At 42.1% G+C, this 14,378-nt stretch carries 13 protein-coding genes; 2 read left to right on the forward strand and 11 right to left on the reverse strand.

Annotated elements, in window-relative coordinates:
- The first annotated feature begins 199 nt into the window (after window positions 1–199).
- Window positions 200–1,495 carry an APC family permease gene (locus H539_RS0114560; RefSeq protein ID WP_051348630.1) on the forward strand — a complete coding sequence of 432 codons (1,296 nt, stop codon included), beginning with the start codon at window positions 200–202 and terminating at the stop codon, window positions 1,493–1,495.
- On the opposite strand, the gene H539_RS31580 is transcribed toward H539_RS0114560, so the two are convergent.
- The 5 genes from H539_RS31580 to H539_RS0114585 all read right to left on the reverse strand — a co-directional run bounded on the left by H539_RS31580 (window position 1,400) and on the right by H539_RS0114585 (window position 4,399).
- A complete protein-coding gene (locus H539_RS31580) occupies window positions 1,400–2,116 on the reverse strand; it encodes a histidine phosphatase family protein (RefSeq protein WP_155890069.1) in 717 nt (238 codons plus the stop codon). The genes H539_RS0114560 and H539_RS31580 overlap by 96 nt on opposite strands.
- Before the next feature lie 481 nt (window positions 2,117–2,597).
- Window positions 2,598–3,092, reverse strand: a complete 495-nt coding sequence (locus H539_RS0114570; RefSeq protein ID WP_026694132.1) for a GNAT family N-acetyltransferase — start codon at window positions 3,090–3,092, stop codon at window positions 2,598–2,600.
- A gap of 5 nt (window positions 3,093–3,097) precedes the next feature.
- Window positions 3,098–3,583, reverse strand: coding sequence for a DinB family protein (locus H539_RS0114575; protein WP_026694133.1), 486 nt, complete (start codon window positions 3,581–3,583; stop codon window positions 3,098–3,100).
- Between the two features lie 20 nt (window positions 3,584–3,603).
- Window positions 3,604–4,053 carry a DinB family protein gene (locus H539_RS0114580; RefSeq protein WP_026694134.1) on the reverse strand — a complete coding sequence of 150 codons (450 nt, stop codon included), beginning with the start codon at window positions 4,051–4,053 and terminating at the stop codon, window positions 3,604–3,606.
- Between the two features lie 70 nt (window positions 4,054–4,123).
- Window positions 4,124–4,399, reverse strand: coding sequence for a hypothetical protein (locus tag H539_RS0114585; RefSeq protein WP_026694135.1), 276 nt, complete (start codon window positions 4,397–4,399; stop codon window positions 4,124–4,126).
- A gap of 207 nt (window positions 4,400–4,606) precedes the next feature.
- On the opposite strand from H539_RS0114585, the gene H539_RS0114590 reads away from it, so the two are divergent.
- Entirely contained in the window at window positions 4,607–5,974 is a 1,368-nt protein-coding gene (locus H539_RS0114590; RefSeq protein WP_026694136.1) for a dipeptidase, read from the forward strand.
- Window positions 5,975–6,093: 119 nt separating this feature from the next.
- Here the strand turns inward: H539_RS0114590 and H539_RS0114595 are convergent, their stop codons facing one another.
- From H539_RS0114595 to H539_RS28625, 6 genes are all read right to left on the reverse strand, one after another.
- Window positions 6,094–7,464 (reverse strand): FAD-binding oxidoreductase, encoded by a 1,371-nt coding sequence (locus tag H539_RS0114595; RefSeq protein ID WP_035322752.1) that lies wholly within the window; start codon window positions 7,462–7,464, stop codon window positions 6,094–6,096.
- Window positions 7,465–7,578: 114 nt separating this feature from the next.
- Window positions 7,579–8,517 carry an AEC family transporter gene (locus H539_RS0114600; RefSeq protein WP_026694138.1) on the reverse strand — a complete coding sequence of 313 codons (939 nt, stop codon included), beginning with the start codon at window positions 8,515–8,517 and terminating at the stop codon, window positions 7,579–7,581.
- Between the two features lie 170 nt (window positions 8,518–8,687).
- A complete protein-coding gene (lhgO, locus tag H539_RS0114605; RefSeq protein ID WP_026694139.1) occupies window positions 8,688–9,899 on the reverse strand; it encodes an L-2-hydroxyglutarate oxidase in 1,212 nt (403 codons plus the stop codon).
- Window positions 9,900–10,034: 135 nt separating this feature from the next.
- The gene (locus H539_RS0114610) at window positions 10,035–11,498 is read right to left on the reverse strand and encodes an NAD-dependent succinate-semialdehyde dehydrogenase (protein WP_051348592.1); all 1,464 of its coding nucleotides are present in this window, start codon (window positions 11,496–11,498) and stop codon (window positions 10,035–10,037) included.
- 79 nt (window positions 11,499–11,577) lie between these two features.
- Complete coding sequence (locus H539_RS28620; RefSeq protein ID WP_051348593.1) at window positions 11,578–12,873, reverse strand: MFS transporter; 1,296 nt, start codon at window positions 12,871–12,873, stop codon at window positions 11,578–11,580.
- A 152-nt stretch (window positions 12,874–13,025) separates the two neighbouring features.
- Window positions 13,026–14,255: an iron-containing alcohol dehydrogenase gene (locus H539_RS28625; protein ID WP_081415888.1), complete on the reverse strand. Its 1,230-nt coding sequence runs from the start codon at window positions 14,253–14,255 to the stop codon at window positions 13,026–13,028.
- Window positions 14,256–14,378 lie beyond the last annotated feature (123 nt).

The raw sequence follows: 14,378 nt of genomic DNA on the forward strand, positions 1-14,378 counted from the left end.
CGTCATTTACTGATCGATCTCCCTTCCATATAGATTCCATTCATTCTATGAAGGATGATGGAAAGGTCAGGACCAGAAAAAAGTTTAAGAATAGATTCACATTACATATTAATTCATTTAAAATGATATTTATGTAGAAAAAGGGGGGATTGTAATTTTGGAATCTTCACAGCGAAGGCTGAACCGGACGCTGAGGCTCATGCCCATCGTCTTTTTGGGCTTGGCCTACATGTCTCCGTTTGCGGTATTTGATACATTTGGAGTAGTATCTATGGAAACGAAAGGACATGTCCCGGCATCCTATATTTTAATCACCATCGCCATTTTATTTACAGCTTTAAGTTATGGAAAAATGGTAAAACTCTTTCCGGATGCAGGATCGGCCTATACATATACAAAGAAAACCATGAGTCCCGAGCTCGGATTTCTCGTCGGCTGGTCAGCATTATTGGATTATCTCTTTCTGCCTATGATTAATGCCATCCTTTCAGGGATTTATTTATCGGCAAGTTTTCCGAATGTCCCTGCCTGGGTTTGGGTAGTAGGATTAATTGTTATCATCACTGTTTTAAATATTGCCGGCATAAGGATTGCCGTATCCGCCAATACTCTTTTTGTTCTTTTTCAATTGCTTGTGGCCATTATCTTTGTTATATTTACTGTTCATTCCATCGTAAGCACTGATAACAGCAGCTCCTTTACGGTAAACCCATTCTTTTCAGGAGATATGAATATAAATCTTTTATTCTCAGGAGCCTCGATTCTAGCTCTTGCCTTTTTGGGATTCGATGCCGTTACAACCCTGGCGGAAGAAACGATCGCCCCTGAAAAAAACATCCCAAAAGGAATCTTTCTGATTGCCTTGATCGGAGGGGTATTTTTTATCGTTGTCACCTACTTTATGCAGGCATTGTATCCTGATGTGTCTGTTTTAAAAAATATTGACGGCGCCTCTCCGGAGATTGCAAAACACATCGGAGGCATTCTTTTTCAATCAATTTTCACAAGCGGTGCACTTATTTCTGTATTAGCCTCCGGTCTGGCAGCACAGACCAGCGCATCCCGTCTGCTTTTTTCGATGGGCAGGGATGGTGTACTGCCAAGAAAATGGTTTGGATCTCTGAATGCAAAGTATCACACCCCTGTCTTTAATATCGTTTTTATCGGTATATTATCGCTGAGCGCATTATTTCTGGATTTAGTTACCGCTACATCGCTGATTAATTTTGGTGCCTTCACGGCCTTTTCATTCGTCAATCTTTCTGTAATCGTCTATTATGTGAAGAACAAGCAAAAACAAAAGCTGAATTTCTTCTCTTACATTCTAAGTCCTTTGATTGGACTGGCCTTCTTGATTTATCTATGGATCAGCCTGGATGCACTGGCGATTAAATTTGGATTAGGCTGGTTTGCAGCTGGATTGATTTATCTGCTCTGGCTGACGAAAGGCTTCAGGGTAAAGCCGCCAGAATATGATTTTGTGGAGAATAATTAACAAAAAAACCGCGTTTCTATAGAAATGCGGTTTTTTGTTGGCTGCCCGCTGTTTCCTCTGGTAAGGAATAAGTGGTTTGGCTCCAATGTTTGGTATTCGTTTTTTTCTTCCCCTTCCAGCCATTTTCTGAAGTTCAATGCCAATCAGTCTATTTAAGAATCCATTTCCCACTGAGGCGGCTGATGAATGTGTCTGTGCATATTCGGCCAAGGCCCCCGCCGCCTTTTCCGCCCTCTTCCTTGCGCTTTTAAGCGATTCATTTCCCCCAGAATAACCGAGAAGCCAAAAACATCTAAAAATGACTCCCCATAGATTCGGCTTTAGTTTGATTCCCCAAAAATCGAATAAAGAATGGGGTATCTCTGCTTCACGAAACAAAGGATCGGTGATCAGTGTTACATCCTCCTTTAAAAGGATAGCAGATTCAAGGGACCTTGTTAGATCACTGGCTATAACGATGTTTGCATTCGATATCCGTTCAATGGTTTCTGGAGGATAGGATTTTTCCGGCTGCACGCCGCTTCGATCATATAGGCTTACCCATCTTTTTAAACTTGCGGCAGGGTATCGCCTTATTCTGAATGCATGTGGATTGTCCATGGGGATCAATGAAATTTCCATAATTTTTTCCGGTCCTTTCCTTTTTCTTTTAAATTTCTTGTGTTCAAACACTTCATACCTTCATCTTAACACCTGGTCCTAATCTTGAGTACCCTATATTTAAATGTCATAAAGATCCCGCGTTTCTTAAGATACGCGGGAATTTTTACGATTTGGCCGGCTTATTTTCTTTTTCTTAGCGCTGCAAAAATTAACGCAGCCAATGACAGAACAAGTGAAATAATGGATAAAACGGTTGGCAGCATGGTATGGTCCTTATGTGTGTCTGTCTCATCTGCTGCTTTGTTTTCTTTAGCTGTATCATGGAAATGAGCAATTTGGCTGGGGAAAAGCCATTGCCTTTTATGAGTTTCGTCCAAAGTAAAAAAGGAGGGCTTTAAGCACCGAAATTCAGAAGAAAAGGAAAGTGAGCAAGAAAGCTCAACAGCTCCGCAAGCAGAAAATATACAAGGTACTGGCTCATCCTTACATATTCCGCCTCTCAATCTTTTGAGATCATCCTTGTATAGATCATGGTAATCGAAGTACCTGATGAACCACAGGGATAAAAACCCAGTTGTTTATATAAGTTCACGGCCTCTGTGTTCACAGGATCAACACTTAGAGACAGAGCATCATATCCATCCGCTCCTGCCTGTTCCACAATCGCCCTCATGAGTGCCTTACCTGCTCCTGTCCCCCTGGCTTCTTTAATAACCGAAATCCCCAATTCCGGTGTATGATCGTCCACATAGCCGTATCCTTTATTTTCTTCCGTAAATAATCGATACCAGACTGCACCAATAGGCTGTTCATTTCGAACGGCGACCAGCGCTCTGTCTCCATCCCTGCCCCAATCCTCACTATATTTCTTTAAATGAGGAGAATTCAGCAATACTTCTTTGGGAGGTTTATCTTCTGGAATATGAATCGATTCGTAGATCATATCAAAAAGAAAATCGATCTCACTTCTCTCCAGGCTTCTTATTTCTATCAAAACGTTCACCCCTCTAGTATAGGCTCGATGAGATCGGTGTCCGGCGGGACATATCCCAGCTGCCTCCCGATTTTTACAATCTGCCCTTTGTGATGAAATTCGTGGGTGGCGGTGTGTGTAAACAGCCATAGAGCGGTTGGATTCATAGTGGCCCCATTTCGTAAGGTAAGAGGGATGGTTCGATCCCATTTTCCTTGAAACTCATTCAGAAAGCTATAAACTAATTCATCCGTTTTCCTGAATACTCCGCGCATATCATTTACATTATTCACCGTCTCCGGCATAATGTCCGGCTCAGCATTTCCAAGAGCGCGGATTCCAAGCCATACTCGATAACAATCCGCGACATGAACATGAAGATTACGGATCGAATCTCCGCCAAAGGCTTCGAGCTCCTTAATATAATCTGCATCTGACAGAGTTTCGCAATAAGAGAATAAGGTTTCCCTTGTCCTCCTGATCCAATTGTATTGACTGAAAAATACCTCCATCTACTGTTCCTCCCCCATAATCAACCTGCCAGAATGTGTTTGGTGATGTGATGCTCCATATGATTGAGATAATCCTTGATCAGCCACTCAAAGGTCCTTTGCTCCTTATTGTTTAATTGACAGAGAAGGGATAAACGCTCCTCAGGAATGTTTTGGATAATATGTATGATTTGATTATTTAAACAGCAAAAAAGTTCTAATACATCCTCAACCGGTCGATCCTGGTAATTATGAAGCTGCACCCACTGGTCTTGATTATAAGGCTGGAACAGAAAAGGCTGGTCTTCATATTGTATTTTGATAAACCGTTCCATATTATTCACTGCCGAGTCACAGAGATGTCCTACAATTTCTTTCTTCGACCACTTATTTGGTGAAGGCCTCACTGACAGCTCAATTTCCGTTTTAGTCCGGAATTCCCGCTGCAGATTCCCTATCCAATGATTTAGCCGCTGTACGATTTCCTTCAAGAATCTCACTCTCCTTTCATTCAATCCTTTAATGTCCTGAGGAACGGTGTTTGTGGCCCAGTAAAATCAGTTAGTTCAATATAAATAAAGAATATATTAAAAACAGGGTCCCAAAAAGAAAATCCATACAATAAGCCCATTTTTCTGATTTTAATAAAAGGTTTTCTAATCCAGCTAAAAAGTACGTAATGGAAGAGATACTAAATACGATCTTGATATAGATCGTGTTATCATCATGTCTAAAACCTAAAATCAACATGGTTATCCCGACCATAGTCAATAAAATTTGCAAAAGGAAAATCGATGTAATTCTTTTCTTGAACATCGATTTAATTCTGGTTATCATCTCCCCTCCTCCTTACGATTTCATTTTATAGATTATATTCTAGTCCTTTCTTTTATTTTCCTTTATATTTTTCAGTACTCCAGTGGATCTGCACTAGTTCTAAACCATCAAGTTGTGTTCCAATGAAAAAATCTCACTTAAAAAGTTTAACGAGTTTTTCAATTAGTATAAAATAGTAGGTAAGTCTAAACGAAAAAAGGTGAAACAATGAGTCAATTATCCGAGATCTTGTCAAAGAATCATAATCAGAATATCGAGGAATTAAAAGAATTGCTGCGAATTCCAAGTGTCAGTTCCTTATCCGAGCATAAAGAGGACATTCAAAAAGCAGCTTCCTGGATTTCCGGCAAATTAGAAAGCATTGGATTAGAACATGTGGAAATCGTTCAGACAAAAGGGCATCCCATTATCTATGCGGACTGGCTTCATCAGGAAAACGCCCCAACTGTATTAGTATACGGCCATTATGATGTTCAGCCAGTTGACCCTATTCATTTATGGGAAACACCTCCTTTTGAACCGGCGATCCGTGATGAAAAAATCTTTGCCAGAGGGGCAACCGATGACAAAGGACAGACATTCTTACATATCAAAGCAGTGGAAACTCTTTTGAAATCGGAAGGTACACTGCCGGTAAACGTTAAATTCTGTATTGAAGGGGAAGAAGAAATCGGCAGCCCTCATCTTCCAGAGTTTTTATCCGAAAACCAGGAAAAACTAGCCTGTGATGTAGTGGTAATTTCTGATTCAGATATGTGGGATCGAGGTGTCCCTGCCATTACCTATTCCTTGAGAGGGCTGTGTGCACTGGAATTTTCCCTTAAAACCGCAAATTCCGATTTGCATTCAGGCATGTTTGGCGGCGGAGTTCAAAACGCCAATCATTTATTGATTCAGCTGCTTTCCACTCTTCATGATGAAAATGGGAAAGTGACGGTTGATCATTTTTATGATGACGTCGTGGAACTGACAGAATATGAAAAGGAACAAATTAAAGCATTGGGCTTCGATGAAGAAAAGCTGAAAAAATCGTTAGGATTAACAGATTTAACGGGAGGAGAAAACAATTTCCCTTACCCTGAGAGAATCAGTTCCCGGCCCACATTAGAAATCAACGGTTTATGGGGCGGCTTCCAGGGAGAAGGAACCAAAACGGTCATCCCGAATGAGGCTCATGCCAAAATTACCTGCCGTCTGGTACACAACCAAAACCCTGAAAGAATCCAAGGATTGATCAAACAGCACCTGGAAGAACGCGCTCCAAAAGGATGCACGGTGGAAGTGTCACTGCAAGATAGGGGTAATCCTTTCCTGACACCGATTGACAGTCCCATGATCCAAAAAGCAGCAGAAGCCTATCAAAACGTTTATGGGAAAGCGCCTGTATATAAAAGAGAAGGCGGTTCTATTCCGATTGTGTCAGACTTCAGCCACTCCCTGAATGCACCTGTAGTCCTGATGGGATTCGGCCTGCCAGACGAAAATCTTCATGCTCCAAATGAACATTTCAACCTAGAAAATTTCGATAAGGGCATTTTGACGATTTGCTCCTTTTTTGAACTGCTCAGCAGGTAAAAAAGGACCTTTCTAGTCCTTTTGCCATGTCATCTAATAAAATCCCTGGAAAGTCCTCCAGGGATTTCTTTTATTGATTGATATACATCTGTCATGCTAATAGTCAATGAACTCAGGAACTAATCCATAAAAATTTTCCCTGGATTTAAGATTCCCTTTGGATCCAAGACATCTTTGATCGCCATCATTATATCCAAGGCCTCTCCATGCTCTCTGCGCTGATAATGAGCTTTCCCCACTCCTACACCATGTTCTCCCGTGCAGGATCCTCCCCGGCTTAACGCATACTCAACCAAGTGGGCGTTAAACTCTTTGGCTTTTGATACTTCTTCCGGATCATTTAAATCGATCATTAAAATAACATGGTAGTTTCCATCTCCTACATGCCCCACTATGCCCGCATCCAGCTCGGAGCCGTCAATGTGATTACGCGCATCCACGATGGCGCCGACTAACTCTGAAATGGGGACGCACACATCTGTAACCATCATTTTCTTCCCCGGGGATTTGTGGACAAAAGCGTAAGCTAAGCTATGGCGTACATCCCAGAGCTGGGAACGAGCCTTCGAATCTGTTTCAAATAGGAATTCCTGACAGCCGTTTTCCAGCGCTATGTTTTGAGTGAATTCTATATCGTACGATAGCCCCCCTTCACTTCCGTGGAACTCAATAAAAAGGGTAGGTTTCTCTGGATAAGTTGTGTTGTTATAAGCATTTACTTGTTTAATGGATCGTGCATCCACCAATTCCATGCGGGCGATGGGAATACCGGCTGACAACGTTGAAACAACTGTGGTAACAGCATCTTCTACGCTGGAGAATACAGCACGTGCCGCTGTAATAACCTCCGGTAAACCGTATACACGCAGCGTCAGTTCTGTAAATACACCCAACGTACCCTCTGAACCGACAAACAGACTGGAAATATGATATCCGGATGATGATTTTGCTGTCATGTTTCCTGTATGAATGATGCGTCCATCTGCCAGTACCACCTCAAGATCGCGCACCTGGTCACGCATAATTCCATACCTCACAGAGGTGGTACCGCTGGCATTTGTTGCAGCCATCCCTCCAAGCGTTGCATCTGCACCTGGATCCACCGTAAAAAAAAGCCCATGTTTCTTTAATGCTTTGTTTAACTGGCTCCGTGTAACTCCCGGCTGTACCCGTACCAAAAAATCTGTCGGGCGCACCTCCAGTACTTCATTCATCAGCTGAAAATCTAATGATATTCCTCCTTGATACGGAATCACATGACCTTCTAGGCTGGTCCCCATTCCAAAAGGAGTGACAGGAATGTTCTTTTCATTAGCAAACTTCATGATCCTGCTGACTTCCTCAGCGCTTTTTGGAAATACAACGACATCTGGCAAATGAGGAGTATGATACGATTCATCTTTACTATGCTGTTCTAACACAGTAGGGTTGGCAGTGATCTGCTCCGCCGGTATAAATTTCTTTAATTGGCCGACTAAGTCGTTTTCCATTGTATTCAACTTTGATTCCCCCACAGTAAGTAAACTTTTCTTTTAGTATGCTGGCATCATAATTATAATTAAATTCAGAATCTTAAAAAAGTTTTTTGCCTCCATCTAAAAAGATCAATTAAAAATTATACTTGCCATATAGGCAATTAGAGGAATTGTGAGTAAAGAACACATAGTAGAATAAACTGTAGCCATAACCGCAGTCCCTTCATCATGGCCATAACGTGCAAATAAGACAGTAGCTATCATAAAAGTGGGCATTGATACCTCGACCAAAGCAATTAATTTAAGTTCATTGGCGACAGGTATCCATTGTAAGACAGCAAGAATTATTAAGGGAAAGACCAACAGTTTCATCATAAGCGAAATACTTATGAAACGAATAGGTAGTTCCTTCTTTTCTTTGAAAAATGCAGATATTAATAAACCAATGTACAGCATGGCCAATGGGGCAGCTAAATCTGATAATGTTGCTGCTAAATTTTTCACAAGTATTGGCGGTTTATACCCAATCATTGCAATGGTTAACCCAATCACAATGGCAAAAATCGGAATGTTAATCATTGCTTTAAGGCTTCTTAATGAAAATTTCCCATCCTTATTCAATAGCACAGTTACCAATGTAAAAATGATTACATCAAGACCTGCATCAAATATTGCCGCTAATAAGCCCCCCGAAGGCCCAAACAATGACGTACAGACAGGAATGCCGATAAATCCGGTATTCCCCAAACCTGCCAGGATGGCTAATTTTCTGGATTTCACCGAACGAAAACCAAACACTATTGCACTCATCCAACCCAATCCGATACCAATCGTATTGAAAAGAATCGAAAGTAAAAATAGAGTTATCATTTTTGATAACAATTGATCATTGATTTCCATAGTAAATATTCCGTTTAAAATAATGGAAGGTACCGCAATATTGAGAATGATGGTAGTAAGCAAGCGTTTTGATTCTTCTGTAACAGAGAAGCTTATACCAATTATCACCCCAAGTAAAATAATAATTGCCATCATGCTTACTGCTGATAGAACTGTTGATATATCCAAAGATCCTCCCCCATTCTACAATTGTAATTTTTCTTCCATCATTTTAATTGTGAGAAAAAAAGAAAAGAGAAAGCAATTTTCTCACTTTCCCAAAATTCCAGTTTCATAGCCTAGTATATATTATTAAGATCTTTATACTCTTTATTCATCATTGTCTTCACTTAGCTTATTCAAGCCAATCGGTCTAAAATCCGGGAACTCTCTACAATACGTTCAACTACAGCATTTCCGATTTGAATAGATGCCGTTGCTGCAGGTGACGGGGCATTGCAAATATGCAGCGAATTGGTCCCCGAAAATATTGCAAAGTCATCCACCATGCTGCCATCATGCATAAGAGCCTGTGCCCGCACTCCGGCATGTGTTGGAATGATATCCTTCTCCGTCAACTCGGGGATTAGCCGTTGTAGGCTATGCAAAAAGGCCTGTTTGCTGAAGGAACGTACATATTCCTTGATGCCTTCTTTCATATTTGGCATGGCCATTTTCCAAAAGCCAGGATATGTCAACACTTCGAATAAATCCTTAACATTAATGTCTTTCTTGGTATAGCCCTCACGTTTAAAGGCCAATACCGCATTTGGCCCAGCGTGAACCTCGCCATTGATCATACGGGTAAAGTGAACCCCGAGGAACGGGAAGTCCGGGTTGGGAACTGGATAAATCAAGTGCTTCACGAGATGCCTTTTTTCCGGAGCCAGCTCATAATATTCGCCTCGGAAAGGAACGATCTTCATGCCGGTATTCATCCCGGTCATTTTTGCCACACGATCGCTGTGCAAGCCGGCACAGTTAATGAGAAAACGCGATTTAATTGTTCCTCGGTTTGTTTCTATCGCGACCCCGTCCGTCCCATCCGTGATATTTTCCACTTTTGTGTCGAGACAGATGTCTCCTCCGCCTTCCTGGATGATCTCGGCGAATTTCTGGGAAACGCCTTTATAATCAGCAATTCCGCAGCTTGGAACCCGGATTGCGCCCAAACCCGCGACATGTGGTTCTATTTCGGACAATTCCTCAGATCCAATTTTAATGACTTCCAATCCGTTTTGAATGCCGCGGTCGAACAGATTATCCAAAAGCGGCAGCTCTTCCGAATTGGTGGCGACAATCACCTTTCCACATACATCATAATCGATCCCATGCTCTTGGCAAAATCGGACCATTGCTTTGTTGCCTTCGCGTGCAAATTTCGCCTTTAAACTGCCTGGTTTATAATAAATACCGGAATGGATAACTCCACTGTTATGGCCAGTTTGATGATGGGCCCAATCCTTTTCCTTTTCTATCATGACTATTTTTGTGCCGGGATACCGCTTCGTCAGCGCCATACCTGTAGATAAACCAATGATTCCTCCACCTACAATTGCAAAATCATACATAATTATCCCTCATTTGCATTATGATAGATCCCTAGCTTTTAGGATTCACTTTCAGTCTACCTGCCTAGTTTTATTGCCAGCTTTGGCAGGATTTTTGATTCATTTAAATCAAGAAGCTTCTAATATCCCCCGGTTCTAAAAACCCATCGATATATATTTTTCCTCCAAATATTCTTCAAGGCCTTGATAGCCGCCTTCCCTTCCCATACCGCTCTCTTTCATTCCGCCAAATGGAGCCTGTGCAACAGTGGGAATGGCATCGTTAAAGCCGATAATTCCGAACTCCAGGGCTTCCGATACCCTAACTCCCCTGCTTATATTCTGTGTATAAAAATAGGCCGCCAGACCGTACTCTGTATTATTGGCAAGCTCGATCACTTCTTCTTCTGTATCAAACGGGATGATTGGTGCAACCGGACCAAATGTTTCCTCGAATGTGATAAGCATATCCTTGTTCACTCCACTAAGAACGGTAGGTTCATAGAACAATCCATCCGACAATTCCCCTTCGATCCTTTGTCCGCCACAAAGAAGGCGGGCACCTTTTGCCAGGGCATCTTGTACATGCTCCTCTACCTTTGCCAGCCCGTCACTGCTGACAAGAGGCCCGACTTCAACGGTAGGATCAATACTATTCCCGACTTTAAGAGCTTGTACCTTTTCAACAAATAGCGCAGAGAATTTATCGATGACAGAACGGTGGACGTAAATTCGATTTGCACAAACGCACGTCTGCCCTGTATTTCTGAATTTGCTTGCCACGGCACCAGCTGCTGCTGCTTCCAATTCAGCATCTTCAAAAACGATAAATGGCGCATGTCCACCAAGCTCAAGAGAAAGTCTCTTGAGTTGCGGGGCTGACTTGGTAACCAGCATTTTGCCTACTTCAGTAGAACCGGTAAAAGAAATTTTTCTTACTACGGGGTTTTCAAAGATTTCATCCGAGATAGGTCCGGCACTACCCGTTACTATATTAACCACCCCAGCAGGCACTCCCGCCATTTCTACCAATTTACCAAATGCTAACGCACTAATAGGAGATTGTTTCGCAGGCTTCACAATGGCTGTACATCCAGCGGCCATTGCAGGTCCTACCTTCCTAGTCATCATAGCCAACGGGAAATTCCAAGGAGTAATTGAGGCTACCACCCCGATCGGCTGGCGGATCACCGACAGCCTTTTATTGGCAGCAGAAGCAGGGATCGTTTCCCCATAAATCCGGCGTCCTTCTTCCGCAAACCATTCCAGGTAGCTTGCAGCAAAAGCCACTTCACCCTGGGCTTCAGTAAAGGGCTTCCCCATTTCCAGACTCATAATTTCTGCTAATTCATCTTTATATTCATGCATAAGATCATGCAATTTCTTTAGGTATTTACTACGTTCCTGAGCCGTCAATTTTGACCAGGTTTTAAACGCTTTTTCAGCAGCTGCAATTGCCTCCTGAGTTTCTTGGCGTCCACCATTTGGGATTTTAGCCACCACCTTCCCTGTTGATGGATTTGTAACGGGTATAGTTTCTCCGTTCTGTGCTACTGACCATTCCCCATTTACATACATTTCCAGTTCGGTTAAATCGACTAATCGACTAGTTTTTAGCATAGTTAAGTCTCCTTTTTTAACAGAATTATAATCTCTTCATTAATTTTTAAAGTTGTTTAATCCATAGGGTAATGACCGATCAGAATCCTGAAGCTTTAGTTCCTCCATCAATGTCCGAGTTAATGGAAATCCTCTCGTTTTTAAGAAGGAAGGTATATCCCACAGCAGCAAGAAGGCAAAGAACTACCGGTATAATCAGAGCTATATTGAAATTATTGAGCTTCGCTACTAAAATCCCTGTCACGGCTGGAGCTAACCAACCAGAAAGGTTGCCCACTAAATTTTGCAACCCTGCAAGCTTTCCTTCCGCACCTTTTGGAGCAACATCCGAAACAGTAGCCCAGAGAATGCCCGCAGCCAATCCTTCACCGCCGATCGCTATGGAAATATACGTAAGTGCCATAATGGCGCTGTCTGTATAGATAGTCGGTATAATGGCTAATGGAAATAGCATGCCTATGGCTAAAACGGTTTTTCTCGCTTTGATTGAATTCCAGCCTCTTTTAATTAAAATATCGGACAACACTCCTCCCAGGATATTTCCCAAAAAGGACATAATCCAAGGCAGCATCGTGAAAATTCCTGCTTTTAAAAGTGTCATTCCTCTTTGGTTTACAAGATAAGTAGGAAGCCAGGTCATCATTAAATAAGTAAGATAGTTATGTGCAAACAAACCGTATAACATCGGGTAAACATTTCTGTATTTAAAGAATTTAAATGGTGAGATGGTTAGTGTCGGTGCTTTTTCCGCTTGGGTTTGCCCCTCTTTGATATAGTCCACTTCCGCCTCATTTGCGATCTTACTTTGTTTTGGATGGTTTTTGAAAAAGAGTAACCAGAATGCCAGCCATACGAATCCGAGGCATCCGATTACCATAAAGGATGCTTGCCAACCCCAATTTTGGATAATCCATGCTAAAATCGGTGTCGTTATACCAATACCGATAGCAGTACCAGAATTAAAAATCCCGTTTGCGATGCCCCGTTCGTGTGACGGCAGCCAGTCTGAAATAACGCGCGTGTTGGTTGGAAACGCAGGGGCCTCTCCGATTCCCATTAAAACTCGGATACCGATCAGTGCGCCAAGCGAACGTCCAAATCCAGTAAACACTGTACAAAGCGACCACCACACGATGGCGATGGAGTACGTTAAGCGGGCTCCTAATTTATCAACGATTACCCCGACCGGAATCTGCATTAAGGCATACGACCAAAAGAACGCTGACCCTAATATTCCGAATCCTACCACCGAAATCGAAAGATCCTTCATCATCGAGGGCCCTGCAATGCCAAGAATGGCCCTATCCATATAGTTGATTGTCGTAGCGATGAAAAGGAGTCCTACTACAAGCCATCTTCCATTTGTCTTTTTCATATTTGCACCTCGTTATGGATAATATTTTTGGTAGAAAAACGTTTCGGGAAATTCATATGGCCCGAAAAAATTTGAAATGAGAAAAATGTTTTGAAATTACCAGAAATATCTAGATGACTATTACAGTACAATGGTAGTAATTTCGATTGCCTTTATACATTCATGATGGCCGGTTCTAGACTTTTGGAACCGAAAGCATCCCGATGAAAACATTCTAAATCTCCATGATAAGCCTTCTCAATTATCAGTTGGATATCAGATGCCTTTGTCAGCCTCGGATTAACGAACACGTTACCGCTCCTCATGGAGTCATCCACCAATTTCGGCAAAACGTCCAGTGAGACTCCAAGCTCTTTAATATTGAGAGGAATATTCATACATTGATTCATCTCGATGACAGTATCTATTGCTTTTTCGGCTGCTTTCTCGATAGATAAACCGCTTACATTTCTTCCTAAAGCTATCGCTATTTCTCTATACTGTTCCGCACATGCCGGCAGATTGAATTTCATAACGAATGGCAATAGAGCTGCATTTGCGATGCCATGCGGTATATTAAAGACACCTCCAAATGTATGGGAAATAGCGTGTACATTACCCAATCGCGACTGTGAAAAGGCTACGCCAGCTAACAGGGAGGCTACAAGCATGTTTTCCCTGCTTTCCAAGTCCGTCCCCACAAAGTACGATCGTGTTAAATTTTCACCGATCATCTTGATCGCCTGCATGGCAAAAGCCTTGCTGACAGGGTTTGCTGATTTGGATGTGTAGGATTCAATCGCATGGGTTAAAGCATCCATACCAGTAGCTGCAGTAATCTCTTGAGGCAAATGCAATGTAAGGGCAGGATCCAATATTGCTAGGTTTGGAAATAGAAGTGAACTAAGAACACCTAATTTAAAAGAGGTTTCCTTATTCGTTACCACTGTCGAATTAGTGGCTTCACTACCTGTTCCAGCCGTAGTCGGGATGGCAATGATCGGGAGTGGATGATTGGAAATCTTTCCAACCCCTTCATAATCCAGGATATGGCCTGCATTAGTAGCCATTGCCGCAATTCCCTTGGCTGTGTCTATGCTGCTTCCTCCGCCTACAGCCAGAACTGCCTCAATCTTTTGCTGCTTAAGATACACTGTCCCCTGTTGGATTGTTTCAGCTGATGGATTGGGCTCTACCTCATCGTAAATCTCATAATAAAGGTTTGCCGAAGAAAGGGATTTTTCAATGCCTTGTAAGAGTCCGGCTGCTCTGACCCCTTTATCTGTGACAATGAGCACACTCGATACCCCTAAATCTTTAATTAGTTCTCCTGTTTCTTCAGATATTCCGTTTCCGCATTCCACTCGTGTCGGCATAAAATATGTAAAAGGTATAAGAGACATCTTGCACCATCCTTTCATTTTTTTATTAGATAGCGAAACTCTTTCTTTTCCGGTCTGCAGATCCATTCTCTTTATACTAATTTACCCTAAACTGCGATAAGTGCTTTTAACCATTCGGTTATC

It is taken from the genome of Peribacillus kribbensis DSM 17871 (assembly GCF_000430765.1).
GTDB lineage: Bacteria > Bacillota > Bacilli > Bacillales > DSM-1321 > Paraperibacillus > Paraperibacillus kribbensis.